Origin of the sequence: Pseudomonas sp. B21-035, assembly GCF_024748945.1 — a bacterium.
Taxonomy (GTDB): domain Bacteria; phylum Pseudomonadota; class Gammaproteobacteria; order Pseudomonadales; family Pseudomonadaceae; genus Aquipseudomonas.
Genome location: NZ_CP087179.1, coordinates 707,868 through 734,027 on the forward strand (window position 1 = coordinate 707,868; position 26,160 = coordinate 734,027).

Below are 26,160 nucleotides of genomic sequence, written 5' to 3' on the forward strand. Positions count from 1 at the left end.
TCCTCTGAAAGTGGGTTCAGGTTAGCCAGCTCAGTGTTGCCCTGTCTGCTGATCCAGGTCCGCCGCGGTGGGCGAGGTGTCGAGTCTACACCCACCGCGCAAGGTTTCACCAGATCAGGTTTTCGCCTTTGTAGTTGATGAATTGCAGGCCGCCTTTGCCGGCATTGGCCTTGATCTGCTCAAGCATGCCGCGGGTGCTGGTGAGCACGTCGATCTCGGCGTTTTCCCCACCCATGTCGGTTTTCACCCAGCCCGGGTGCATGGCCAGGACGGTTTGCTGTGGCTGTTGCAGAGTAACGAAGCTGTTGATCATCGAGTTCAAGGCCGCCTTGCTGGCCTTGTACAGGCACATCTCGCTGCCGTCGGGAATGGCGACGCTGCCAAGGATCGAACTCATGAACGCCAGCACGCCGTCTTCGCGCAGTTGCGGGGCCAGGCGCTGGGCCACGCGAATGGGCGATACGGCATTGGTCAGGAACAGCTCGCCGACATCGGCCGGTTGCGCGCGCTCAGGGTTCTGGTCACCCGGGCCCATGACCCCGGCATTGACGAACAGCAGGTCAAACACCTGCCCCTGCAAACGTTGCTGGAGGGCATCCAGTTGGCTGCCACTGTTCATTTCCAGGGTTTCGACCTGCACGCCGGGCAGGGCGCTGAGGATATCGGCCTTGGCCGGGTCGCGCACGGTAGCGATCACGTTCCAGCCGTCTTCCACCAGGCGTTGCACCAGGCCAAGGCCCAGGCCGCGCGAGGCGCCGATGATCAGGGCGATTTTATTCGTGGACATGGAGAACTCCTTTCGAGGGTTATCAAACGTTGATCAAAGAATAACCAGTCTAGCCAAGCCGTGGCCCGGCAAGCCGTTGGCGCAGGGGTGCACGGCTTATCCACAGCTTGCTCCACAGTATTTGTGTGCAAGCATGCAGGCTGGGTACAAGCCGTGTAGTGGTGGCTTGCATGCGCAATAACTGGGGATAACTTACTGATTTTTCGCCAGTTCAAGCGCTGTCATGAAATCTTGATCAAAATATGATCGTTCTTCTGCAGGCCCCGTGGTTAAAGGCTCGCAGGCGAATGCCCAGAGCTTATCCACAGCCGGGCCCACAGTGAATGTGGGCAAATGTTCAGGCCCGTTCCAGCAGGATGCGGCCACGGCTGAGGTCGGCCAGCTGGCGTTGCAGCGCCTCGATCTGTTCCTCGCCCAGGGCCAGACGCAGGTCGACGCCATTGGCGGTGAACTGTTCGTCCAGCACCAGGCCATCAGCCTCGGCCACGCGCAATTTGAGCAGTGCCAATTCGCTGAAGCTGCAACTGCAGGTCAGTTCGCTGCGGCTGACCAGCAAGCGCTTTTCTGCCTGCTGCAGGCACTTGTTGGCGCCGCCGCCGTAAGCGCGGGCCAGGCCGCCGGTGCCCAGTTGAATGCCGCCGTACCAGCGGATCACCAAGACTACCACCTGGTCGCAGTCCTGCGCCTCGATGGCCGCCAGGATTGGCCGCCCGGCGGTGCCGCCGGGTTCGCCGTCGTCGCTGCTGCGGTATTGCCCGCCCAGTTTCCAGGCCCAGCAATTGTGGGTGGCGGCGAGGTCGCTGTGGCGTTCGATGAAGCTCATGGCTTCGGCCGGGCTGCTGATTGGCGCAGCCAGGGTGATGAAACGGCTCTTGCGAATCTCTTCGCGAAACTCGCAGGTGTCGAGCAGGGTAAAAGGCATAAGGCAGATTCAGTCGCGAGGTGTCAGGCCACAGCCTTTAAGAATGATTTGGATAAGATTGTTGCTGGCATCTTCCATGTCCTGCTTGGTCAGGCGGCTGCGGCCGGTGACCTGGCAGATCTGGGTGGCGAAGTCGGCATAGTGCTGGGTGCTGCCCCAGAGCAGGAAGATCAGGTGCACCGGGTCGACCGGGTCCATCTTGCCGGCGTCGATCCAGGCCTGGAACACTGCGGCACGGCCCTTGAACCAGGCACGGTAGTCTTCGCTGAAATAGTCGCTCAGGCACTGCCCGCCGCTGATGATCTCCATGGCGAAGATCCGCGAGGCTTGCGGGTTGCGCCGGGAGAATTCCATCTTGGTGCGAATGTAGCTGCTCAAGGCCAGGGCCGGGTCGTCGTCGACGGTCAGGGCGTTGAAGGTGCTGTCCCACAACTCGATGATGTTGCTCAGCACCGCCACATACAGGCCGAGCTTGTTGGTGAAGTAGTAATGCAGGTTGGCCTTGGGCAGCCCGGCCTTGAGGGCGATGGTGTTCATGCTGGTGCCCTTGAAACCGTGGCGGGCGAATTCGTCCTCGGCGGCCTGGATGATGGCCTGCTCGTTCTTCTGGCGAATGCGGCCGGCGGGCTTGCCCGAGGCTTGGAGGCGATGCGCAGGGACTTCAAAGGTCATGAACGATTCCAGACAAGGCAATGGGTATCTCTTATGACTGGCTAACCTACCAGCATTAGCCCTCAGCGAGTAGCCGCCAGGCTTTCGAGGAAGCTTTCCAGGACCAGGTGCGGGCGCCGGCCCTTGCGCGTCACCCAGCACAGGCTCAGGTCATAAAAGCGCTCGGCGGGCTTGAGTGCCCGCAGCCGGCCTTGTTGTACCCAGAAGGTCGCGTAGTGGTCGGGCAGGTAGCCGATGTAGCGCCCGGTCAGAATCAGGAAGGCCATGCCTTCGCGGTCAGAGGCACTGGCGGTGCAGTTGAGCGCCTGGTAATGGGCCTGGACATCGGCGGGCAGGCGGAAGGTCGGGGCGATGGCGTCCTGGCTGTTGAGGCGCTCATCGTCCAGTTGCCGGTCGTCGGCGTAAAACAACGGATGACCGACCGCGCAGAACAGCAGTGAACGTTCGCTGTACAGCGGCTGGTACTCAAGGCCCGACAGCGGGCTGGTCTGCGGCACCACGCCAACGTGCAGGCTGCCATCGAGCACGCCTTGCTCGACCTGGCTGGGGGCGATCATGCGGATCTGGATACGCACGTCCGGGCCGCGGTCCTTGAGCTGGGCCAGGGCATGGGTGATGCGCATGTGCGGCAGGGTCACCAGGTTGTCGGTCAGGCCGATGTTCAGCTCGCCACGCAAATGCTGGTGCAGGCCGTTGACCTCGGTGCGAAAGCTTTCCAGGGCGCTGAGCAATTGCAACGCCGATTGATACACCTCGCGGCCCTCCTCGGTCAGCGAAAAACCGGCGCGCCCGCGCTGGCACAGGCGCAGGCCCAGGCGCTGCTCAAGGTCGCTCATCTGCTGGCTGATGGCCGAGCGGCCGATGCCCAGGACGTTCTCGGCGGCCGAAAAGCCGCCGCACTCCACCACGCTGCGGTAGATCTTCAGCAGGCGGATATCGAAATCGCTGACCTGGGCCAGGGGTTGTGGACGTTTCACGCGGTGCCTTTGCGTTGAGGAACATGAAAGGCAGACAACATACGCTGATCAGACATTCTCGCGCCAGCGGCGCGCCTGGACGAGCAGGGCCGGGGCAAAGTGCAACAGCAGCATGCGCACCAGGTGGTGCGACAGCACCAGCACCACGTTCAGCCCACCGCTGAAGGCGACGATGGCAATGGTTTCGATGGCCCCGGGCATGTAGGCCAGCCACAAAGTGAATGGATCACTGCCCAGCACCTTGGCGGCCACGCCGGCAAAGACGGCAGCGACCAGCAGCATCAGGCCCACCGACATCAGCCCGGCGCCGCCGTGACGAACCAGCTCCTTGAAGCTGATTTCCCTGAACCTGGCGCCGATCAGCACACCGAGGATCAGCGCGGCAAAATCGACGCTCCAGCCGGGCAGATGAAACGCCTGGAGCAAGCCCATCTTTACATAGGCCGCCGTGGCGATGATCGCCGTGAGCATGAAGGGCGCAGGAACACCAAGCTTGAGCAGCAGGCGCCCGAGCAGGATGCACAGGGCAAGCAGCGACGCCAGGGTCAGCAACAGGCCTGGATTAAGCGCGGTGCTCGCGCTTGCAGGGACATCGCTACCGGCGCGAATGCTCAGGCTGACCAGCAGGGTAATCGACACCAGGCGCATCAGGTGCACAACGATCACCTTGCTCGAAGCCCGTTCCGACTCGAGCAAGTCGAACACCGCAGCCAGGGCGCCGGGGTACACCGCCAGCAGTGAATCCTTGAGGTTCCAGCCGCACCCCCTGAACAGCCACAGGCCGGCGATGGCAATCTGCGCACTCAGGCACAGCAGCAGAAAACCCAGGCTCGGCAGGATGCTGGCCACCGTGTCGCTGTCCCAGGCTTCGAACATCAAGCCGGTGGCGATACCCATGACCAGTTGCACGTATTCCAGACCAAAGCGCAGGTCGGGGGTAAAGCGCAGCCGGCTGACCAACATGGCGCTGGCGACGATGGCGCCCAGCAACAGCCCGTGAGGCACACCGGCAAACTGTACGGCGGCGCCAACCAGGGCGCAGATCAGTAAACACAGGATGGTTTTCATGGTGAGTGTGCTTGCGCGTCCTGCGCCAAGTCTCCTGAAGGGGCCGCCCGCATCATGCGCCTTGCCGGGGTGCATGGAAACACTTTGTAACATCGTTGCGGCTGGATGTTGTGAATTAATGTTTAGCCGGTGGTGATCTGAAGATTAGAAAAGCCAGATTTTCCAAACCTTAAGCCCATGCCAATTTAGGCACAACAACACTTGTCGCTGCCCAATTGCCTTGCGAGGACTTGTCCGATGAATCTGCCTGAAAACGCTCCTGTCGGTCTGGCCAGCCAGCTCAAGCTGGACGCCCACTGGATGCCCTACACCGCCAACCGCAATTTTCAGCGCGATCCACGGCTGATCGTCGCCGCCGAAGGCAGCTACCTGACCGACGACAAGGGCCGCAAGATTTATGACGCCCTGTCCGGCTTGTGGACTTGCGGCGCCGGTCACACCCGTAAGCAGATCCAGGAAGCAGTATCGCGCCAATTGGGCGTGCTCGATTACTCGCCGGCTTTCCAGTTCGGCCACCCGCTGTCGTTCCAGCTGGCCGAGAAAATCACCGACCTGACCCCGGGCAACCTCAATCACGTCTTCTATACCAACTCCGGTTCCGAGTGCGCCGACACCGCGGTGAAGATGGTCCGTGCCTACTGGCGCCTGAAAGGCCAGGCCACCAAGACCAAGCTGATCGGCCGTGCCCGTGGCTATCACGGGGTGAATATCGCCGGTACCAGCCTGGGTGGCGTCAACGGCAACCGCAAGCTGTTCGGCCAGTTGCTCGACGTCGATCACATTCCGCACACCCTGCTGCCGGGCAATGCCTTCACCAAAGGCATGCCGGAGGAGGGCGGTATCGCCCTGGCCGATGAAATGCTCAAGCTGATTGAGCTGCACGATGCTTCGAACATCGCCGCGCTGATTGTCGAGCCGCTGGCCGGTTCCGCAGGTGTACTGCCACCGCCGAAGGGCTACCTGAAGCGTCTGCGGGAAATCTGCGACCAGCACAACATCCTGCTGATCTTCGACGAAGTCATCACCGGCTTTGGCCGCATGGGCTCGATGTTCGGTGCCGATGCCTTCGGCGTCACCCCGGATCTGATGTGCATCGCCAAGCAAGTCACCAACGGCGCCATCCCGATGGGCGCGGTGATCGCCAGCAGCGAGATCTACCAGACCTTCATGAACCAGCCGACCCCGGAATACGCGGTGGAATTCCCCCACGGCTACACCTACTCGGCGCACCCGGTCGCCTGCGCCGCCGGTCTCGCCGCGCTGGACCTGCTGGAGAAAGAAAACCTGGTGCAATCGGCCGCCGAACTGTCGCCGCACTTCGAGAAGGTGCTGCACGGGGTCAAGGGCGCGAAGAACATCATCGACATCCGTAACTACGGCCTGGCCGGCGCCATCCAGATTGCCGCCCGCGACGGTGACGCCATCGTGCGTCCATACGAGATCGCCATGAAGCTGTGGAAAGCCGGCTTCTATGTACGCTTCGGCGGCGACACCCTGCAGTTCGGCCCAACCTTCAACAGCCAGCCGCAGGAACTGGACCGCCTGTTCGATGCGGTCGGCGAGGCCATCAACCAGGTCGATTGATTGTCCCTCTATATATAAGCAGCGGGCGCGAGTGATCTCGCGCCCAGGCATACCCTCTTTCTGGAGTTCTGCATGAGCACTGTTCAACACCTGATCAACGGCGAACTGGTTGCTGCCGACACGCGCACCGCCGATGTCTTCAACCCGTCCACTGGCCAGACTATCCACAAGGTTGCCCTGGCCAGCAAGCAAACCGTGCAGCAGGCCATCGACTCGGCCAAGGCCGCCTTCCCGGCTTGGCGCAACACGCCGCCGGCCAAACGCGCCCAGGTAATGTTCCGCTTCAAGCAACTGCTGGAGCAGAATGAAGCGCGTATCTCCCAGCTGATCAGCGAAGAGCACGGCAAAACCGTGGAAGACGCCGCCGGTGAACTCAAGCGCGGTATCGAGAACGTCGAGTTTGCCTGCGCCGCGCCGGAAGTGCTCAAGGGCGAGTACAGCCGCAACGTTGGCCCGAACATCGATGCCTGGTCCGACTTCCAGCCGCTGGGCGTAGTGGCCGGTATTACCCCGTTCAACTTCCCGGCCATGGTGCCGCTGTGGATGTACCCACTGGCAATCGCCTGCGGTAACTGCTTCATCCTCAAGCCATCGGAACGTGATCCGAGCTCGACCCTGCTGATTGCCCAACTGCTGCATGAAGCCGGCCTGCCTAAAGGCGTGCTCAACGTTGTGCACGGTGACAAGGAAGCGGTGGATGCGCTGATCGAGGCGCCAGAGGTCAAGGCCCTGAGCTTCGTTGGCTCGACGCCGATCGCCGAGTACATCTATGCCGAAGGCACCAAGCGCGGCAAGCGCGTTCAGGCCCTGGGCGGGGCGAAGAACCACGCGGTGCTGATGCCTGATGCCGACCTGGACAACGCGGTCAGCGCGCTGATGGGCGCAGCCTACGGTTCTTGCGGCGAGCGCTGCATGGCGATCTCGGTGGCCGTTTGCGTTGGCGACCAGGTGGCCGATGCGCTGATCGCCAAACTCGAACCACAGATCAAGGCGTTGAAGATTGGTGCCGGTACCTCCTGCGGCCTGGACATGGGCCCGCTGGTTACCGCCGCAGCCCGTGACAAGGTGGTTGGCTACATCGACCAAGGTGTGGCTGCTGGTGCGCAGCTGGTGGTCGACGGCCGTGGCTACCGGGTTGCCGGTAATGAAGACGGCTACTTTGTCGGCGGCACCCTGTTCGACCGCGTGACGACCGAGATGAGCATCTATAAAGAAGAGATCTTCGGGCCGGTACTCTGCGTGGTACGCGTCGACAGCCTGGAAGAGGCCATGCGCCTGATCAACGAACACGAATACGGCAACGGCACCTGCATCTTTACCCGTGACGGTGAAGCGGCGCGCCTGTTCTGCGACGAGATCGAAGTGGGCATGGTCGGCGTCAACGTCCCGCTGCCGGTGCCGGTGGCTTACCACAGCTTCGGCGGCTGGAAGCGTTCGCTGTTCGGCGACCTGCATGCCTATGGCCCGGATGGCGTGCGTTTCTACACCCGCCGCAAAGCCATTACCCAGCGCTGGCCGCAACGTGCCAGCCATGAAGCGTCGCAGTTTGCCTTCCCGAGCCTTTAAGGCTTTAGCAGCGACTAGCTGCAAGCTGCAAGCTGCAAGCTACAAGTTGAAAGCGGTGCTGCCGCTTTTACTTGCAGCTTGCAGCTTGTGGCTAATAGCCAAAACGCCCCCGCTGAAACAAAGTTGAAATAAGTCCTTGACGCCCCCGCGGATGTGTCTATAATTCGCCCCACTTCCGGCGCAGTCGGAACTGAAAACTCCTTGAGTTTCAAAGAGTTAGCGGTTCCAGGGTCATCCGGAAGGGCTTCGATCGAAAGATCGGCAGCGGTGAAAAAGGCAGTTGACAGCGGTTTGAAACGCTGTAGAATTCGCCTCCCGCTACGAGAGATCGCAGCGAGTCAAGTGTTTGAAGCGAAACGAAAAACTTCAAAATAAACGCTTGACAGGCTCTGAGGAAAGCGTAGAATGCGCGCCTCGGTTGAGACGAAAAGCTCTTAACCAACCGCTCTTTAACAACTGAATCAAGCAATTCGTGTGGGTGCTTGTGAGCTCAGACTGATAGTCAAAAAGATTATCAGCATCACAAGTGGCTACACGAAAATCGAAAGATTTGAAAGTAAGTCATTTGAGATTGCTGAGCCAAGTTTAGGGTTTTCTCAAAACCCAAGCAGTATTGAACTGAAGAGTTTGATCATGGCTCAGATTGAACGCTGGCGGCAGGCCTAACACATGCAAGTCGAGCGGATGAGAGGAGCTTGCTCTTCGATTCAGCGGCGGACGGGTGAGTAATACCTAGGAATCTGCCTGGTAGTGGGGGACAACGTTTCGAAAGGAACGCTAATACCGCATACGTCCTACGGGAGAAAGCAGGGGACCTTCGGGCCTTGCGCTATCAGATGAGCCTAGGTCGGATTAGCTAGTTGGTGAGGTAATGGCTCACCAAGGCGACGATCCGTAACTGGTCTGAGAGGATGATCAGTCACACTGGAACTGAGACACGGTCCAGACTCCTACGGGAGGCAGCAGTGGGGAATATTGGACAATGGGCGAAAGCCTGATCCAGCCATGCCGCGTGTGTGAAGAAGGTCTTCGGATTGTAAAGCACTTTAAGTTGGGAGGAAGGGTACTTACCTAATACGTGAGTATTTTGACGTTACCGACAGAATAAGCACCGGCTAACTCTGTGCCAGCAGCCGCGGTAATACAGAGGGTGCAAGCGTTAATCGGAATTACTGGGCGTAAAGCGCGCGTAGGTGGTTTGTTAAGTTGGATGTGAAATCCCCGGGCTCAACCTGGGAACTGCATCCAAAACTGGCAAGCTAGAGTAGGGCAGAGGGTGGTGGAATTTCCTGTGTAGCGGTGAAATGCGTAGATATAGGAAGGAACACCAGTGGCGAAGGCGACCACCTGGGCTCATACTGACACTGAGGTGCGAAAGCGTGGGGAGCAAACAGGATTAGATACCCTGGTAGTCCACGCCGTAAACGATGTCAACTAGCCGTTGGAATCCTTGAGATTTTAGTGGCGCAGCTAACGCATTAAGTTGACCGCCTGGGGAGTACGGCCGCAAGGTTAAAACTCAAATGAATTGACGGGGGCCCGCACAAGCGGTGGAGCATGTGGTTTAATTCGAAGCAACGCGAAGAACCTTACCAGGCCTTGACATGCAGAGAACTTTCCAGAGATGGATTGGTGCCTTCGGGAACTCTGACACAGGTGCTGCATGGCTGTCGTCAGCTCGTGTCGTGAGATGTTGGGTTAAGTCCCGTAACGAGCGCAACCCTTGTCCTTAGTTACCAGCACGTTATGGTGGGCACTCTAAGGAGACTGCCGGTGACAAACCGGAGGAAGGTGGGGATGACGTCAAGTCATCATGGCCCTTACGGCCTGGGCTACACACGTGCTACAATGGTCGGTACAGAGGGTTGCCAAGCCGCGAGGTGGAGCTAATCTCACAAAACCGATCGTAGTCCGGATCGCAGTCTGCAACTCGACTGCGTGAAGTCGGAATCGCTAGTAATCGCGAATCAGAATGTCGCGGTGAATACGTTCCCGGGCCTTGTACACACCGCCCGTCACACCATGGGAGTGGGTTGCACCAGAAGTAGCTAGTCTAACCTTCGGGAGGACGGTTACCACGGTGTGATTCATGACTGGGGTGAAGTCGTAACAAGGTAGCCGTAGGGGAACCTGCGGCTGGATCACCTCCTTAATCGACAGACATCAGCTGTCTTATGAGCTCCCACACGAATTGCTTGATTCATTGAAGAAGACGATTGGGTCTGTAGCTCAGTTGGTTAGAGCGCACCCCTGATAAGGGTGAGGTCGGCAGTTCGAATCTGCCCAGACCCACCAATTACATGTGGTGCAGCCTGTAGCAATACGGGGCCATAGCTCAGCTGGGAGAGCGCCTGCCTTGCACGCAGGAGGTCAGCGGTTCGATCCCGCTTGGCTCCACCACCTTACGTCAAAGCTTAGAAATGAATATTCGTATCGAATATTGATTTCTGAACTTTTTCAGAATCGTTCTTTAAAAATTTGGGTATGTGATAGAAAGATAGACTGGACAGCACTTTCACTGGTGTGTGTTCAGGCTAAGGTAAAATTTGTGAGTAATTACAAGTTTTCGGCGAATGTTGTCTTCACAGTATAACCAGATTGCTTGGGGTTATATGGTCAAGTGAAGAAGCGCATACGGTGGATGCCTTGGCAGTCAGAGGCGATGAAAGACGTGGTAGCCTGCGATAAGCTTCGGGGAGTCGGCAAACAGACTTTGATCCGGAGATCTCTGAATGGGGGAACCCACTCAGCATAAGCTGAGTATCTTGTACTGAATACATAGGTGCAAGAGGCGAACCAGGGGAACTGAAACATCTAAGTACCCTGAGGAAAAGAAATCAACCGAGATTCCCTTAGTAGTGGCGAGCGAACGGGGACTAGCCCTTAAGTGGCTTTGAGATTAGCGGAACGCTCTGGAAAGTGCGGCCATAGTGGGTGATAGCCCTGTACGCGAAAATCTCTTAGTCATGAAATCGAGTAGGACGGAGCACGAGAAACTTTGTCTGAATATGGGGGGACCATCCTCCAAGGCTAAATACTACTGACTGACCGATAGTGAACCAGTACCGTGAGGGAAAGGCGAAAAGAACCCCGGAGAGGGGAGTGAAATAGATCCTGAAACCGTATGCGTACAAGCAGTGGGAGCCTACTTTGTTAGGTGACTGCGTACCTTTTGTATAATGGGTCAGCGACTTATATTCAGTGGCGAGCTTAACCGAATAGGGGAGGCGTAGCGAAAGCGAGTCTTAATAGGGCGTTTAGTCGCTGGGTATAGACCCGAAACCGGGCGATCTATCCATGGGCAGGTTGAAGGTTAGGTAACACTGACTGGAGGACCGAACCGACTACCGTTGAAAAGTTAGCGGATGACCTGTGGATCGGAGTGAAAGGCTAATCAAGCTCGGAGATAGCTGGTTCTCCTCGAAAGCTATTTAGGTAGCGCCTCATGTATCACTGTAGGGGGTAGAGCACTGTTTCGGCTAGGGGGTCATCCCGACTTACCAAACCGATGCAAACTCCGAATACCTACAAGTGCCGAGCATGGGAGACACACGGCGGGTGCTAACGTCCGTCGTGAAAAGGGAAACAACCCAGACCGTCAGCTAAGGTCCCAAAGTTATGGTTAAGTGGGAAACGATGTGGGAAGGCTTAGACAGCTAGGAGGTTGGCTTAGAAGCAGCCACCCTTTAAAGAAAGCGTAATAGCTCACTAGTCGAGTCGGCCTGCGCGGAAGATGTAACGGGGCTCAAACCATACACCGAAGCTACGGGTATCACTTAGGTGATGCGGTAGAGGAGCGTTCTGTAAGCCTGTGAAGGTGAGTTGAGAAGCTTGCTGGAGGTATCAGAAGTGCGAATGCTGACATGAGTAACGACAATGGGAGTGAAAAACTCCCACGCCGAAAGACCAAGGTTTCCTGCGCAACGTTAATCGACGCAGGGTTAGTCGGTCCCTAAGGCGAGGCTGAAAAGCGTAGTCGATGGAAAACAGGTTAATATTCCTGTACTTCTGGTTATTGCGATGGAGGGACGGAGAAGGCTAGGCCAGCTTGGCGTTGGTTGTCCAAGTTTAAGGTGGTAGGCTGAGATCTTAGGTAAATCCGGGATCTTAAGGCCGAGAGCTGATGACGAGTTGCCATTAGGCGACGAAGTGGTTGATGCCATGCTTCCAAGAAAAGCTTCTAAGCTTCAGATAACCAGGAACCGTACCCCAAACCGACACAGGTGGTTGGGTAGAGAATACCAAGGCGCTTGAGAGAACTCGGGTGAAGGAACTAGGCAAAATGGCACCGTAACTTCGGGAGAAGGTGCGCCGGTGAGGGTGAAGGACTTGCTCCGTAAGCCCATGCCGGTCGAAGATACCAGGCCGCTGCGACTGTTTATTAAAAACACAGCACTCTGCAAACACGAAAGTGGACGTATAGGGTGTGACGCCTGCCCGGTGCCGGAAGGTTAATTGATGGGGTTAGCTAACGCGAAGCTCTTGATCGAAGCCCCGGTAAACGGCGGCCGTAACTATAACGGTCCTAAGGTAGCGAAATTCCTTGTCGGGTAAGTTCCGACCTGCACGAATGGCGTAACGATGGCGGCGCTGTCTCCACCCGAGACTCAGTGAAATTGAAATCGCTGTGAAGATGCAGTGTATCCGCGGCTAGACGGAAAGACCCCGTGAACCTTTACTATAGCTTTGCACTGGACTTTGAATTTGCTTGTGTAGGATAGGTGGGAGGCTTTGAAGCGTGGACGCCAGTTCGCGTGGAGCCATCCTTGAAATACCACCCTGGCAACTTTGAGGTTCTAACTCAGGTCCGTTATCCGGATCGAGGACAGTGTATGGTGGGTAGTTTGACTGGGGCGGTCTCCTCCTAAAGAGTAACGGAGGAGTACGAAGGTGCGCTCAGACCGGTCGGAAATCGGTCGTAGAGTATAAAGGCAAAAGCGCGCTTGACTGCGAGACAGACACGTCGAGCAGGTACGAAAGTAGGTCTTAGTGATCCGGTGGTTCTGTATGGAAGGGCCATCGCTCAACGGATAAAAGGTACTCCGGGGATAACAGGCTGATACCGCCCAAGAGTTCATATCGACGGCGGTGTTTGGCACCTCGATGTCGGCTCATCACATCCTGGGGCTGAAGCCGGTCCCAAGGGTATGGCTGTTCGCCATTTAAAGTGGTACGCGAGCTGGGTTTAGAACGTCGTGAGACAGTTCGGTCCCTATCTGCCGTGGACGTTTGAGATTTGAGAGGGGCTGCTCCTAGTACGAGAGGACCGGAGTGGACGAACCTCTGGTGTTCCGGTTGTCACGCCAGTGGCATTGCCGGGTAGCTATGTTCGGAAGAGATAACCGCTGAAAGCATCTAAGCGGGAAACTTGCCTCAAGATGAGATCTCACTGGAGCCTTGAGCTCCCTGAAGGGCCGTCGAAGACTACGACGTTGATAGGTTGGGTGTGTAAGCGCTGTGAGGCGTTGAGCTAACCAATACTAATTGCCCGTGAGGCTTGACCATATAACACCCAAGCAATTTGAGCGAAAGCCAGATTGCGGTGTTGTGAAGACTGCACAGCCGAAGATTTGTAACTCACAAACATCACATACCCGATTCGCTGGAGTGTCTGAACAAGACCTTCTGGCAACAGAATTTCTTGACGACCATAGAGCATTGGAACCACCTGATCCCATCCCGAACTCAGCAGTGAAACGATGCATCGCCGATGGTAGTGTGGGGTTTCCCCATGTGAGAGTAGGTCATCGTCAAGATTAAATTCCGAAACCCCTATCTGCGCATGCAGGTAGGGGTTTTGTCTTTCTGGCTGTTGCACAACACAGTCAGGCTCGCCGAGCATGATAAGGTTTCCCTCTGCCCGCACAGCCTCAAGGATGCCCAATGCCGCACACAAACCCACTCCTACCAGGTTTCATGGTGGTTCACGGCAACCGCCTGGATGAACTGCGCAGCCTGGTGGTGAGCTGGATGCGGCGTTACCCGCTGGCACCGTTGGAAAACGAAATCGCCCTGGTGCAGAGCAACGGCATCGCCCAGTGGTTGAAGCTGGCCCTGGCCGAAGATCCTGAAGATGACGACCAGGGCGGCTGCGGCATCGCTGCGGCGGTCGAGGTGCAGCTGCCCGGCAGTTTCATGTGGCAGCTGTACCGCAAGGTGCTGGGCCGCGAAGAAATCCCCGAGGTGTCGCTGCTCGACAAGGCGCCGCTGACCTGGCGCTTGATGCGCCTGCTACCAGAGGTCATCGACAAGCCGCACTTCGAGCCCTTGCAGCGCTTTCTCACCGACGACAGCGACCTGCGCAAGCGCTACCAGCTGGCCGAGCGCCTGGCCGACCTGTTCGACCAGTACCAGGTGTATCGCGCCGACTGGCTCAAGGACTGGGCCGCTGGCCGTCATGTGCTCAATACCGCCCGTGGCGAATCCAAGCCGCTGCCGCCCGCCAACTGCTGGCAGGCCGAGCTGTGGCGCGCCTTGTTGCTGGATGTCGGCGAAGAGGGCATGGCCCAGAGCCGCGCCGGTGTGCACCAGCGCTTCATCGAACGGATCAACAGCCTGGAGCAGGCGCCCGCTGGCCTGCCGTCCCGGGTTATCGTTTTTGGTATTTCGTCGTTGCCTGCCCAGGCGCTGGAAGCCCTCGCCGGCCTGGCGCGTTTCAGCCAGGTGCTGCTCTGCGTGCACAACCCCTGCCGTCACCATTGGGCCGACATCGTCGCCGACAAGGACCTGTTGCGCCATCAGTACAAGCGCCAGCAACGCAAGCAGGGCATGCCCAGCCTGATCGACGCCGAAACCCTGCACCAGCACGCCCACCCCTTGCTGGCTGCCTGGGGCAAGCAGGGCCGCGACTACATCAACCTGCTCGACAGCTACGACGACCCTGGCAGTTACCGCGCAGCCTTCAGCGACGGGCGTATCGACCTGTTCAGCGAAAGCGAGCCCAAGACCCTGCTCAACCAGTTGCAGGACGACATTCTCGAGTTGCGCCCGCTGGCCGAAACCCGCGAGCTGTGGCCTGACGTCGACCCCGGCAAAGATCGCTCGGTGCGTTTTCATATCGGCCACAGCCCGCAACGTGAAGTGGAAATCCTCCACGACCAGTTGCTCGCCCGCTTCAGCGCCGATCCGGCGCTGCGCCCCCGCGACATCATCGTCATGCTCCCGGACATCAACACCTACGCGCCGCACATCCGCGCCGTGTTCGGCCAGCTCGACCGCAACGACCCGCGTTTCATCCCCTTCACCCTGACCGACCAGGGCCAGCGTGGCCGCGACCCGTTGCTGATCGCCCTGGAGCACCTGCTGAAGTTGCCCGACAGCCGTTTCGCCGTCAGCGAGATCCTCGATCTGCTCGATGTGCCGGCCTTGCGCGCGCGCTTCGCGATCAAGGAAAGCGACCTGCCGACCTTGCACCGTTGGATCGAAGGCGCGGGCATTCGCTGGGGGCTGAACGCCGAGCAACGCGCCGGTCTCGGTTTGCCGGCGGACCTTGAACAGAACAGCTGGCGATTCGGCTTGCGACGCATGCTGCTGGGTTACGCCGTCGGTGTCGGCGAAGGCTGCGACGGGATCGAGCCGTTCGATGAGATTGGCGGCCTGGATGCCGCCTTGATCGGCCCGTTGGTGGCCCTGCTCGATGCCCTGGAAATTGCCCACGAGCAGCTCTCCCAGTCGGCGACGGCTGCCGAGTGGGGCGAGCGCCTGCATGCCTTGCTGCAAGTGTTCTTCCTCGCCGAAACCGAGCATGACGACTACCTGCTGGTGCAACTGCAGACCCTGCGCGAAACCTGGTTGCAGACCTGTGAGTCGGTCGGCCTGCAAGACTTGCTGCCGCTCACGGTGGTCCGTGAAGCCTGGTTGGCCGGGCTCGACCAGGGTCGGCTGTCCCAGCGCTTTCTCGCAGGTTCGGTGAACTTCTGCACCTTGATGCCCATGCGCGCGATCCCGTTCAAGGTGGTCTGTCTGCTGGGTATGAACGATGGCGACTATCCACGCGCACAGCCGCCGCTGGACTTCGACCTGATGGGCAGTGACTACCGTCCAGGTGATCGCTCGCGGCGCGAGGACGATCGCTACCTGTTGCTCGAGGCGCTGCTGTCGGCCCGTGATCAGTTGTACGTCAGTTGGGTCGGGCGCAGCATTCGCGACAACAGCGAACGCCCGGCCTCGGTGCTGATCGGCCAGTTGCGTGATCATCTGGCGGCGGGTTGGCGCCTGGCCGGTGCCGAGGTGGGCGGCAAGCTCAACGCCGGTGAGCAGTTGTTGCATGCGCTGACCGTGGAGCATCCGTTGCAGCCGTTCAGCGCCCGCTACTTTCACAAGGGCAGCAACCTGTTCAGCTATGCCCGTGAGTGGCGCTCCCTGCATCTGCCTGGCGAACAACAGCTCAAGCCTGAGGATGAGCTGCCGGCTTACAGCAGCGATGAACCGCTGACCCTGACCTTGCTGCAAGACTTCCTCCGCCATCCGGTACGACACTTCTTCAGCCAGCGTTTGAAGGTGTTCTTCGAGTCGGTGGAAGCGCCCTTGGCCGATGAAGAGCCATTCGTGCTCGATGCCCTGCAGCGCTACAGCCTGAGTGAAAGCCTGCTGGCAGCAGCCCTGGCCGACCCGCAAGACAGCGAGCGGGCGTTGACCACCCAGGCCAGGCGCCTGCAGGGCTACGGGCTGCTGCCGCTGGCAGGTTTTGGTGAATGCCTGCAGGCCGAACTGATCGAGCCGTTGCCCGACCTGCTGCAGCGTTATCAACAGCTGCTGCAGCAGTGGCCGTTGCCTGTGGATAACGCCGTGCCGATCCGCTTCGAGTATCGCCAGCTCAAGCTTGAAGGCTGGTTGGGCCGGGTCTACCAGCGCGAAGACGAGTCCTTGCTAAGCATCACCACCTTGCCCAATGGCATCAGCAGTGGCCGCACCCTCAAGTGGCACCGGCTGACGCCAACCTGGGTCATGCACCTGGCCGCCTGTGCGGTGGACCTGAAGCTGCACAGCGCCGTGGTCGCCACCGACGTTACGCTATTGTTGGCGCCGCTCGAACAAGCCCGTGCCGCTGAACTGCTGGGCGACCTGTTACTGGCCCGGCAAACGGGCATGAACGCACCGCTGCCGGTGGCGGTGAAAACGGCCTTTGCCTGGCTAGCCCAGAGCGATGCCGACAAAGCCCTGGCCGCAGCGGCCAAGGCCTACGACGGCGATGGCCAGAACAGCTTTGGCGAGCGCAGCGAAAGCACCGCGCTGGCCCGGCAGTTCAGCGATTTTGCGGCACTCAGTGCCAGTGAAGAATTCGAAGGCTGGTGCGAGGCCCTGTACCGCCCGATGTTCGAAGCGCCCTGGCAGACGCTGGGCAAAGAGGAGAGTGCTCGATGAGCCGTGGAGTTGCCCCTGCCCCCCTGGCCCTGACCTTTCCCCTGCACGGCAGCCAGCTTATCGAAGCCAGCGCCGGTACCGGCAAGACTTTCACTATCTCGGCGCTGTACCTGCGCCTGGTGCTCGGCCATGGCGGCGAGCAGGGCTTTGGCCGCGAGCTGTTGCCGCCGCAGATTCTTGTCGTGACCTTTACCGACGCCGCCACCAAGGAGTTGCGCGAACGCATTCGTACTCGCCTGGCAGAAGCTGCGCGCTATTTCCGTGGCGAGTTGAGTGAAGCCGACCCTTTGCTTGAGCAACTGCGCGATGACTATGAGCCGTCGCTGTGGGCCGCCTGCGCCAATCGCCTGGACGTGGCCGCGCAATGGATGGACGAAGCTGCGGTGTCGACCATCCACAGCTGGTGCCAACGCATGCTGCGCGAGCACGCCTTCGACAGCGGCAGCCTGTTTACCCAGACTCTGGAAACCGACCACAGCGACCTGCTCGGCCAGGTCATGCGCGACTACTGGCGGCGCTTCTGCTACAGCATGCAGGGCGATGCGCTGGCCTGGGTGCGGGCCCATTGGGTCAGCCCCGAAGCATTGTTGCCACGGGTGCGCGCGCTGTTCGGCCGCCAGCGCATCGAGAGCGACGAAGAAGAGCCCCAGGCCCTGATCGAGGCGGTGCTGCAACAGCATACCGAGTTGCTGCAAACGCTCAAGGCACCCTGGGCGCAATGGTCCGACGAGTTGCTGCAGATCTGCCGGGACGGCCTGGCCGCCAAGCAGGTCGATGGGCGCAAGATGCAGGCACGCTATTTCGAGCCCTGGTGCGAGAAGCTCAAGGCCTGGGCCGAAGACCACCAGGCACTGGAGCTGGACCTGGGCACCGGCTTCAGCCGCTTTACCCGCGCCGGCATGGCCGAAGCCTGGAAGGGCGAACCGCCAGCGCACCCGGCATTGCAGGCAATGGAGGCGCTGCGCGACCAGCTTCAGGGCCTGCCCACGCCTGATGCCTGTCTGCTTGAGCACGCTGCGGCCTGGGTTGGCGCCCGCTTCGAGCAGGAAAAGCGCCGCCGCGCCGAAATGGGCTTCGACGACATGCTCCTGCGCCTCGACCATGCGCTGCACGGTGACGCCGGCGAGCGCCTGGCCGGGCTGATTCGCGAGCAGTTCCCGGTGGCGCTGATCGACGAATTCCAGGACACCGACCCGGTGCAGTACCGGATCTTCCAGCGCATCTACCGGATTGAAGAGAACGTCCGCGACACCGGCCTGTTCCTGATCGGCGACCCCAAGCAGGCGATCTATGCCTTCCGCGGCGCCGACATCTTCACTTACCTGGGGGCACGCCGGGCCACGGCCGGGCGCCTGCACAGCCTGGATACCAACTACCGCTCCAGCCAGGCCATGGTCACGGCGGTCAACCATGTGTTCATGCAGGCTGAAGTGCGTGAGTCGGGCCGTGGCGCCTTCTTGTTCCGTGACGGCAATGACAACCCGGTGCCGTTTCTCGAGGTCAAGGCCAAGGGCCGCAGCGAGCAATTGCAGGTCGATGGCGTGCCGGTGCCAGCACTCAACCTCTGGCAACTGAGCAGTGAAGAACCGGTTTCCGGCGCCGTTTACCGGCAGCAGCAGGCTGCCAGCTGTGCCAGCCAGATCGTCGCCTTGCTCAATGGCGGACAGCAGGGGCGCAGCGGTTTCATGCAAGCCGATCAGTCGCTGCGTGGCTGCCTGCCTTCGGATATCGCCATCCTGGTGCGCGATGGCCGTGAGGCGCAGCTGATTCGCGGCGAACTGGCGGCTCGCGATGTGCGCAGTGTGTACCTCTCCGACAAGGATTCGGTATTCGCCGCCCAGGAGGCCCATGACTTGCTGGCCTGGCTCAAGGCCTGCGCCGAGCCGGATGCCGAGCGCCTGCTCAAGGCGGCACTTGCCAGCATCACCCTCAACCTGCCGCTCAGCGCCCTGGCGCAATTGAACCAGGATGAGCGGGTATGGGAGCGCTGGGTCATGCAGTTTCGCCAGTACCGGCTGATCTGGCGTAGCCAGGGTGTGCTGCCGATGCTGCGGCGCCTGCTGCACGATTTCGACTTGCCTCAAGTGTTGATGGCCCGCAGTGATGGCGAGCGGGTGCTGACCAACCTGCTGCACCTTGCCGAACTGCTGCAACAGGCGGCCACCGAGCTGGATGGCGAGCAGGCGTTGATTCGCCACCTGGGCGAGCACCTGGCCAGCTCGGGTCAGGCTGGCGAAGAGCAGATCCTGCGCCTGGAAAGCGACGAACAACTGGTCAAGGTGGTAACCATCCACAAATCCAAAGGCCTGGAATACCCCCTGGTGTTCCTGCCCTTCATCTGCACCAGCAAGCCGGTCGATGGCTCGCGCTTGCCCCTGGCCTGGCACGACGGCGAAGGCCAGGCGCACCTGACCCTGACCCCTGATGCCGAACAGATCGCCCTGGCTGACGACGAGCGCCTGGCCGAAGACCTGCGCCTGCTGTACGTGGCCTTAACCCGCGCCCAGCATGCTTGCTGGCTCGGTGTTGCCGACCTCAAGCGTGGCACCGGCAAGGCCTCGACCCTGCATCGCTCGGCCCTGGGTTACCTGTTGGGTGGCGGCACGCCCCTGGCGGCTTCGACCCAACTGGGTGATTGGCTGCAGGCCTTGCAGTCCGGCTGCCCGGCCATCGCCAGCATCGAGTTGCCAGCGCCGGATGAACAGGCCTACAGCGCCCCGCGCAACCAGGCCGAACTGCTGCCTGCACGCCAGCCCAAACGCCGGGCTGCGGAGAACTGGTGGATCGCCTCCTACAGTGCTTTGCGCATCGGCGAAGAGGCCATGACCCTGGCAGCCGACAGCTCTCAGGCGCAACAACTGCTCGATGACGAGCGGCCTGACGCGCAGCAGCTGCGTGAAGTGATGCCCGGTAGTGGCGACATCCACCGCTTCCCGCGCGGGCCGAACCCCGGCACCTTCCTCCACGGCTTGCTTGAGTGGGCCGGGCACGAAGGGTTCGCCCAGGTCAGCGGCGACCCCGAGCAATTGACCCGCACCGTCGGCCAGCGCTGCAACCGCCGCGACTGGACCGGCTGGATCCCGACCCTCAGCCAGTGGTTGCAGCAACTGCTCGCACAGCCCATGGCCCTGGCACCTGATAGCTCACCGTTGTCCTTGAGCCAGCTAAGCCAGTACCAGATCGAAATGGAGTTCTGGTTCGCCAGCCACAAGGTCGATGTCGGCCGGCTCGACCAGCTGGTGTGCGAATACACCCATCAGGGCGTCGCGCGCCTGGCTGCGCAACCGGCGCTGCTCAATGGCATGTTCAAGGGTTTTATCGACCTGGCCTTCGAACACGACGGCCGTTATTACGTGGCGGACTACAAATCCAACTGGCTGGGGCCTGATGACCTGGCCTACAGCGAACTGGCCATGGAAGGCGCGATCCTCAGCCACCGCTATGACCTGCAATACGTGCTCTACCTGCTGGCCCTGCATCGCCAGTTGCGCGCGCGGCTGCCGGGTTATGACTACGACCTGCATGTCGGCGGGGCACTGTTCATCTTCCTGCGTGGCGTCGATTCGGCTTCTCGCGGCCTGTATTTCGTCAAGCCACCGCGTGAGCTGATCGAGCAGCTCGATGCGCTGTTCCGCGGCGTCAGTGCCCCGCAGCAACACGACCTGTTTTTCGGAGACGCCCCATGAGCCGTAGCCTCGACGACCTGTTGCCGACGCCGCTGGATGCCGGCCACCTGGCGGCCCTGCAGCCGCTGAGCAAGGGCGCAGACCTGCTGGCCTTGCTTGATCGCTGGGTCGAGCGGGGCTGGTTGCGTGCCCTGGACCGGGCCTTTGTGAGTTTCCTCGGTGAGCGCGATCCTGGCGGCGAGCCCTTGGTGCTGCTGGCGGCGGCCCTGGCCAGTCATCAGCTGGGCCACGGGCATGTCTGCCTCGACCTGGGTGAAACTTTGGCCGAGCCGGATTTTGCCCTGTCGCTGCCGCCGGAGGGGGACGCCCTGGCCGGGCCATTGCTGTTGCCCTCGCAACTGCTCGAGCGCCTGACCCTCGACACCTGGCTGCAGCAACTGGGCCGCAGCCGGTTGGTGGCCCATGGCAGCAACAGCGAAGACAGCGCCCGCCCGCTGGTGCTCAATGGCCAGCGCCTGTACCTGCGCCGTTACTGGGCCTACGAGCGGCGTATCGACAACGCCTTGCGCGAGCGCCTGCAGCAGGTCGAGCCAACCCCGGCGGACCTCTCGGCGCGGCTGGCGCAACTGTTCGAGGGTGGCGTTCCTGGCGCTCAGGTGGACTGGCAAAAGCTGGCCTGTGCCCTGGCCACCCGCAGCGCCTTCAGCATCATTACCGGCGGCCCGGGTACCGGTAAAACCACCACGGTGGTGCGTTTGCTGGCCCTGTTGCAGGCGCCTGCGGTGGAGGCGGGGCGACCGCTGCGCATTCGCCTGGCGGCACCCACCGGCAAGGCCGCCGCGCGTCTGACCGAGTCCATCGGCCAGCAGGTCGAGCGCCTGGCGGTGGCTGCCGAGGTCCGAGACAACATTCCCACCGACGTCTCCACTGTTCACCGTCTGCTCGGCAGCCGCCCGGGCTCACGGCATTTCCGGCACCATGCCGGCAACCCGCTGCCGCTGGATGTGCTGGTGGTCGACGAAGCCTCGATGATCGACCTGGAGATGATGGCCAACCTGCTTGGCGCCTTGCCGCCCCATGCGCGCCTGGTGCTGCTGGGCGACAAGGACCAGCTTGCTTCGGTGGAAGCCGGCGCGGTACTCGGTGACCTGTGCCGCGATGCCGAGGCCGGGCGCTACAGCCCCGAGACCCAGGCCTGGCTGGAGCAGGTCAGTGGTGAAACCCTGGCGGGCAGCGAACTGCTGCCGGGCAGCGCCGGGCAGTATCCGCTGGCGCAGCAAGTGGTGATGCTGCGCTACTCGCGGCGCTTTGGCGAAGGCAGCGGCATTGGCCAGCTGGCACGCCTGGTCAACCGCCAGGAGGCCGATCAGGCCCGGGCCCTGCTCAACCAGAAACAGGACGATGTGTTTGCCCTGACCCTGCGCGGTGAGCAGGACCGCAACTTCGATCGCTTGCTGCTCGAAGGCCTGGGCCGTGGCAGTGATGGCCCCCAGGGTTATCGCAGCTACCTGCAGACCCTTCGCCAGCAGCGCCCGCAACCTGGTACGCCGGTGGATGATCCACGCTGGGAAACCTGGGCCATGCAGGTGTTGCAGGGCTTCGAGACCTTTCAGTTGCTGTGTGCCGTGCGCAAGGGGGCCTGGGGTGTCGAAGGCCTGAACCAGCGGGTCAGCCGGGTGCTCGGCGCGGCGGGGCTGATCGACAGTGAGCAGCCCTGGTATGAAGGCCGCCCGGTACTGATGACCCGCAACGACTACAGCCTGGGTTTGATGAACGGTGATATCGGCATCGCCCTGCGCCTGCCCGATGAGCAGCATGAGGGGCAACAGGTACTGCGCGTGGCTTTTGCCCGCAACGACGGGCACGGCGGCGTGCGTTTCGTCTTGCCGAGCCGGCTCAATGAAGTCGAAACCGTGTTCGCCATGACCGTGCACAAGTCCCAGGGCTCGGAGTTCACCCACACCGCGCTGGTGCTTCCAGACGCCCTGAACCCGGTTTTGACCAAGGAGTTGATCTACACCGGTATCACCCGGGCCAAGACCTGCTTTAGTTTGATCGAGCCACGCCAGGGTGTGTTTGAAGACGCGGTGCGGCGTAAGGTCAAACGTATCTCGGGGCTGATGCTGGAGCAGGTTTAAGCACGGCGATTCGGCCTATTACCGGATCGCCGGGGAGGTGCTCCCTCGCTGGAAAATCGGCCTCTGTGCTATCGTTGCGGCATCATCCTGCGTGGTTTTAAGAGATTTCCCTCATGAATGTGGCCGCCCCGACATCGGGACGTGTGACGAGCCTGACGCGTTCGCTGCTGGCCGCGATGCTGTTGCTGTTCGCCGCGCAGGCCGGTGCCGAGGCTGAGGTCACGTCGAACCTGGCCGAGCAGCGAGCCAAGGCAGTCACCCAGGTTGTGCTGGGTATCCTCAGTTACGCACGCTGGCCGGTTGAGCCGGCACAACTGCGCCTGTGCCTGATCGGCCCGACCGAATATGCCGACGATCTGGTCAAAGGCACCACCCAGGCCACCGGTCGCCCGGTGCTGGTGCGCCGCTTGCTGGCCAGCGACCCGCGCATCGCCAATGAGTGCGATGCGATCTATATCGGCAAGCTCAGCCAGGACGAACGTAGCCGGTTGTTCACGGCGTTGAGCGGTCATCCGGTGCTGAGCATGAGCGAGGCCGATGACCCGTGCACAGTCGGCAGCCTGTTCTGCCTGCGGGTCGGCGATCGCCAGGTAGCGTTCGACGTCAACCTCGACTCGGTGGCGCGCAGCGGCGTGCGCATCCACCCCAGCGTGCTGCAGCTCTCGCGGCGGCGGGCGGCGCAACCATGATCGGCTTTGGCAAGGGGCGCGAGCGCCCGACCCTGCGTGCCGTGCTTGGCCGCCGCCACCTGAGCGTGGCGCTGCTTGCCGTCGGCCTTGCCGGGGTCTCGCTGACCCTGCTCGGCGTGCTGGCCTTGCGCGTTTACGCCAATCACAACCTGCACCTGATTGCCCGTTCGATCAATTACACCGTGGAAGCGGCAGTGGTATTCAACGACGCCGGAGCGGCCAACGAAGCGCTGGCGTTGATTGCCACCACGGAAGAAGTCGCCGACGTCAAGGTGTTCGACGACAATGGCGAGCTGCTGGCGCGCTGGCAGCGCAATGACAGCGGCCTGCTGGCGCAGACCGAGCAACTGATCGCCCGCAGCCTGCTGGAAGAGCCGATCATTCTGCCGGTGCTGCACCAGGGCCAGCAGGTCGGGCGTATCGAACTGGTGGGGCAGGGCGGCAGCCTGGTGCGCTTCCTGCTCAGCGGCCTGGCCGGGATCCTGTTGTGCACGGCGCTTAGTGCCTTCAGTGCGCTGTACCTGTCGCGGCGAATGTTCGGCGACATCGTCGGGCCGCTGCGCAGCCTGGCCAATGTCGCCCACGCCGCGCGCCGCGAGCGCAGTTTCGACCGCCGCGTGCCACCGGCGCAGATCGCCGAGCTCAACGAGCTGGGCAACGACTTCAACGCCTTGCTTGACGAGCTGGAGTCGTGGCAGAGCCACTTGCAGAGCGAGAACGAAAGCCTGGCCCACCAGGCCAGCCATGACAGCCTCACCGGCTTGCCGAACCGGGCGTTTTTCGAAGGCCGCCTGAGCCGCACTCTGCGCAATGCGCAAAAGCACAATGAACACCTGGCCTTGCTGTTTCTCGACAGCGACAACTTCAAGGAGGTCAACGACAACTTTGGCCACGCCGCTGGCGATGAAGTGCTGATCAGCGTGGCCACCCGGGTGCGTGCGCAGCTTCGTGAAAATGATCTGGTGGCTCGCCTGGGCGGTGACGAATTCGCCGTGCTGCTGGCGCCACTGCACGCGCACGAAGACGCCCGGCGCATCGCCGAGAAGATTGCCGCCAGCATGAAACTGCCAATCCGCCTGAGCGAAGGGCAGATCATCGTCACGTCGCTGAGCATCGGTATTGCCTATTTTCCCGACGACGGCGGTAATCCTTCCGACCTCCTCAATGCCGCTGATGCGGCGATGTATCAGGCCAAGCGCAACTTGCGTGGCCAGGGGCAAATGGCAGAGCCGGAGCGCTCTGCTCATCATGTAAAAAACAGGAGCTGAACCGTGATTCACTTGAGCCAACGACTACGTTTTCATTTTATCTGCCTGGCCCTGGCCTTGTTCGCCCTGGGCGGCTGCCAGAGCGTGCCACCCAAAGGGTTGACCGCCGAACAGATTGCCCTGCTCAAGCAGGAGGGCTTTCAGCTCACCGATGAAGGCTGGGAGTTCGGCCTGTCGAGCAAAGTGCTGTTCGGCAGCGATGTCGACACCCTCAACGCCCAGAGCCGGACGATTGTCGAGCGCATCGGCAAGTCGCTGCTGTCGGTGAACATCCAGCGCGTGCGGGTCGACGGCCATACCGATGCCTCGGGCCGCGCGGCCTACAACGAACAACTGTCCAAGCGCCGCGCACAGAGCGTGGCCAATGTGCTGGTCGGCGTCGGCATGCGCCCGGAAAACGTCGAAACCCGCGGCCTGGGCAGCAGCGAGCCGGTGGCCAGCAACGACACCCGCGCCGGACGCCTGGAAAACCGCCGGGTGTCGATCGTGGTCGCCTCCGACTGATCAGTCGGCAAAGCTCATCGCGCGCGACTCGCCCATCAGCAGCGGGGTGTTGCGCTCGGTGACATCGCGGATGTAATCCCACAACAGGGTGATCCGCTTCAACTTCCTCAAATCCTCCCGGCAGTACATCCAGAACTGCCGGGTAATCTCTACCTCCTCCGGCAGAATCGCCACCAGGCGCGGGTCTTGTGCGGCCAGAAAACACGGCAGGATCGCCAGGCCACGGCCCTGCTGCGCCGCTACATACTGGGCGATCACGCTGGTACTGCGCAGGTTGGCGCTGGCGGCCGGAATCAGGTTGGCCAGGTACAGGAGCTCGGAACTGAAGGCCAGGTCGTCGACATAACTGATGAACTGATGGCGGGCCAGGTCGCTGCTGCGGGTGATCGGCTCGTGGCTGTCCAGATATTCCTGGGTGGCGTACAGGCGCAGGCGGTAATCGCACAGCTTGCAGCACACGTAGGGCCCGTGTTCCGGGCGCTCGAGGGCGATGACGATGTCGGCCTCGCGCTTGGACAGGCTGATGAAGTGCGGCAGCGGCAGGATGTCCACCGAGATCGCCGGGTAGGCATCAACGAAATGGCTCAGTTGCGGGGTGACGAAGAAGCTGCCAAATCCTTCGGTGCAGCCCATGCGTACATGCCCCGACAACGCCACGCCGGAGCCGGAAACCTGCTCGCAAGCCATGTGCAGGGTGCTTTCGATGGATTCGGCATAGCTGAGCAGGCGCTGGCCTTCGGCGGTGAGGACAAAGCCGTTGGTCCGCGACTTTTCGAACAACAGAGTGCCCAGCGCCACTTCCAGCGAACTGATCCGCCGCGACACCGTGGTGTAGTCGACGCCCAGGCGTTTGGCCGCGCTACTGGCCTTGCGGGTACGCGCCACTTCAAGGAAAAACTTCAGGTCATCCCAGTTCAGCGACCCCAGGGAGGTGATGTTTTTTTGCATGTTGGTCCGGCTTTTATGTGCGTTCTTATTAGATGTTTGCACATCTAT

The 26,160-nt window shown here is 61.1% G+C and carries 14 protein-coding genes, 2 tRNA genes and 3 rRNA genes; 13 read left to right on the top strand and 6 right to left on the bottom strand.

The features are described 5' to 3' along the window. Nucleotides 1-106: 106 nt before the first annotated feature. The 5 genes from LOY22_RS03145 to LOY22_RS03165 form a co-directional block, all read right to left on the bottom strand. Entirely contained in the window at nt 107-787 is a 681-nt protein-coding gene (locus LOY22_RS03145; protein WP_093376403.1) for an SDR family oxidoreductase, read from the bottom strand. Between the two features lie 337 nt (nt 788-1,124). After that, nucleotides 1,125-1,709 carry a YigZ family protein gene (locus tag LOY22_RS03150; protein WP_093376399.1) on the bottom strand — a complete coding sequence of 195 codons (585 nt, stop codon included), beginning with the start codon at nt 1,707-1,709 and terminating at the stop codon, nt 1,125-1,127. A 9-nt stretch (nt 1,710-1,718) separates the two neighbouring features. After that, nucleotides 1,719-2,381 carry a TetR/AcrR family transcriptional regulator gene (locus tag LOY22_RS03155; protein ID WP_093376396.1) on the bottom strand — a complete coding sequence of 221 codons (663 nt, stop codon included), beginning with the start codon at nt 2,379-2,381 and terminating at the stop codon, nt 1,719-1,721. Nucleotides 2,382-2,443: 62 nt separating this feature from the next. After that, the gene (locus LOY22_RS03160) at nt 2,444-3,358 is read right to left on the bottom strand and encodes a LysR family transcriptional regulator (protein ID WP_195885622.1); all 915 of its coding nucleotides are present in this window, start codon (nt 3,356-3,358) and stop codon (nt 2,444-2,446) included. A 48-nt stretch (nt 3,359-3,406) separates the two neighbouring features. Then, nucleotides 3,407-4,426, bottom strand: coding sequence for an AbrB family transcriptional regulator (locus LOY22_RS03165; protein WP_258596292.1), 1,020 nt, complete (start codon nt 4,424-4,426; stop codon nt 3,407-3,409). 237 nt (nt 4,427-4,663) lie between these two features. Here LOY22_RS03165 and LOY22_RS03170 point away from each other — a divergent pair, with 237 nt between their 5' ends. The 13 genes from LOY22_RS03170 to LOY22_RS03230 all read left to right on the top strand — a co-directional run bounded on the left by LOY22_RS03170 (nt 4,664) and on the right by LOY22_RS03230 (nt 25,164). Then, nucleotides 4,664-6,010 carry an aspartate aminotransferase family protein gene (locus tag LOY22_RS03170; protein WP_093376384.1) on the top strand — a complete coding sequence of 449 codons (1,347 nt, stop codon included), beginning with the start codon at nt 4,664-4,666 and terminating at the stop codon, nt 6,008-6,010. 72 nt (nt 6,011-6,082) lie between these two features. Then, on the top strand, nt 6,083-7,576 hold the full coding sequence (locus tag LOY22_RS03175; protein ID WP_093376381.1) for a CoA-acylating methylmalonate-semialdehyde dehydrogenase: 1,494 nt from the start codon (nt 6,083-6,085) through the stop codon (nt 7,574-7,576). 615 nt (nt 7,577-8,191) lie between these two features. Next, nucleotides 8,192-9,728 (top strand): 16S ribosomal RNA (locus LOY22_RS03180). Between the two features lie 66 nt (nt 9,729-9,794). Next, nucleotides 9,795-9,871, top strand: a tRNA-Ile gene (locus tag LOY22_RS03185). 29 nt (nt 9,872-9,900) lie between these two features. Next, nucleotides 9,901-9,976, top strand: a tRNA-Ala gene (locus LOY22_RS03190). Between the two features lie 214 nt (nt 9,977-10,190). Further along, nucleotides 10,191-13,081: ribosomal RNA gene (locus tag LOY22_RS03195) — 23S ribosomal RNA — on the top strand. A gap of 135 nt (nt 13,082-13,216) precedes the next feature. Next, nucleotides 13,217-13,332, top strand: a 5S ribosomal RNA gene (gene rrf / locus LOY22_RS03200). The 16S, 23S and 5S rRNA genes sit together here with 2 tRNA genes alongside, the layout of an rRNA operon. Before the next feature lie 127 nt (nt 13,333-13,459). Continuing rightward, entirely contained in the window at nt 13,460-16,939 is a 3,480-nt protein-coding gene (gene recC, locus LOY22_RS03205) for an exodeoxyribonuclease V subunit gamma (protein WP_258596294.1), read from the top strand. Continuing rightward, entirely contained in the window at nt 16,936-20,625 is a 3,690-nt protein-coding gene (gene recB, locus LOY22_RS03210; RefSeq protein ID WP_258596296.1) for an exodeoxyribonuclease V subunit beta, read from the top strand. The genes recC and recB overlap by 4 nt, the downstream gene beginning before the upstream one ends. Further along, complete coding sequence (gene recD, locus LOY22_RS03215) at nt 20,622-22,703, top strand: exodeoxyribonuclease V subunit alpha (protein ID WP_258596298.1); 2,082 nt, start codon at nt 20,622-20,624, stop codon at nt 22,701-22,703. The genes recB and recD overlap by 4 nt, the downstream gene beginning before the upstream one ends. A 113-nt stretch (nt 22,704-22,816) precedes the next feature. Next, the gene (locus LOY22_RS03220) at nt 22,817-23,392 is read left to right on the top strand and encodes a YfiR family protein (RefSeq protein WP_045195814.1); all 576 of its coding nucleotides are present in this window, start codon (nt 22,817-22,819) and stop codon (nt 23,390-23,392) included. Then, nucleotides 23,389-24,660 (top strand): diguanylate cyclase domain-containing protein, encoded by a 1,272-nt coding sequence (locus LOY22_RS03225; protein WP_045195816.1) that lies wholly within the window; start codon nt 23,389-23,391, stop codon nt 24,658-24,660. Before LOY22_RS03220 ends, LOY22_RS03225 begins: the two co-directional genes overlap by 4 nt. A 12-nt stretch (nt 24,661-24,672) precedes the next feature. After that, on the top strand, nt 24,673-25,164 hold the full coding sequence (locus tag LOY22_RS03230; protein WP_371128691.1) for an OmpA family protein: 492 nt from the start codon (nt 24,673-24,675) through the stop codon (nt 25,162-25,164). Here the strand turns inward: LOY22_RS03230 and LOY22_RS03235 are convergent, their stop codons facing one another. Then, nucleotides 25,165-26,112, bottom strand: a complete 948-nt coding sequence (locus LOY22_RS03235; protein ID WP_045195818.1) for a LysR family transcriptional regulator — start codon at nt 26,110-26,112, stop codon at nt 25,165-25,167. Between the last annotated feature and the right edge of the window lie 48 nt (nt 26,113-26,160).

Bases quoted from the DNA above. Each gene is read 5' to 3' on its own strand.
- LOY22_RS03145 (WP_093376403.1), bottom strand. From the start codon at position 787: ATGTCCACGAATAAAATCGCCCTGATCATCGGCGCCTCGCGCGGCCTG.
- LOY22_RS03150 (WP_093376399.1), bottom strand. From the start codon at position 1,709: ATGCCTTTTACCCTGCTCGACACCTGCGAGTTTCGCGAAGAGATTCGC.
- LOY22_RS03155 (WP_093376396.1), bottom strand. From the start codon at position 2,381: ATGACCTTTGAAGTCCCTGCGCATCGCCTCCAAGCCTCGGGCAAGCCC.
- LOY22_RS03165 (WP_258596292.1), bottom strand. From the start codon at position 4,426: ATGAAAACCATCCTGTGTTTACTGATCTGCGCCCTGGTTGGCGCCGCC.
- LOY22_RS03170 (WP_093376384.1), top strand. From the start codon at position 4,664: ATGAATCTGCCTGAAAACGCTCCTGTCGGTCTGGCCAGCCAGCTCAAG.
- LOY22_RS03175 (WP_093376381.1), top strand. From the start codon at position 6,083: ATGAGCACTGTTCAACACCTGATCAACGGCGAACTGGTTGCTGCCGAC.
- recC (WP_258596294.1), top strand. From the start codon at position 13,460: ATGCCGCACACAAACCCACTCCTACCAGGTTTCATGGTGGTTCACGGC.
- recB (WP_258596296.1), top strand. From the start codon at position 16,936: ATGAGCCGTGGAGTTGCCCCTGCCCCCCTGGCCCTGACCTTTCCCCTG.
- recD (WP_258596298.1), top strand. From the start codon at position 20,622: ATGAGCCGTAGCCTCGACGACCTGTTGCCGACGCCGCTGGATGCCGGC.
- LOY22_RS03220 (WP_045195814.1), top strand. From the start codon at position 22,817: ATGAATGTGGCCGCCCCGACATCGGGACGTGTGACGAGCCTGACGCGT.
- LOY22_RS03225 (WP_045195816.1), top strand. From the start codon at position 23,389: ATGATCGGCTTTGGCAAGGGGCGCGAGCGCCCGACCCTGCGTGCCGTG.
- LOY22_RS03235 (WP_045195818.1), bottom strand. From the start codon at position 26,112: ATGCAAAAAAACATCACCTCCCTGGGGTCGCTGAACTGGGATGACCTG.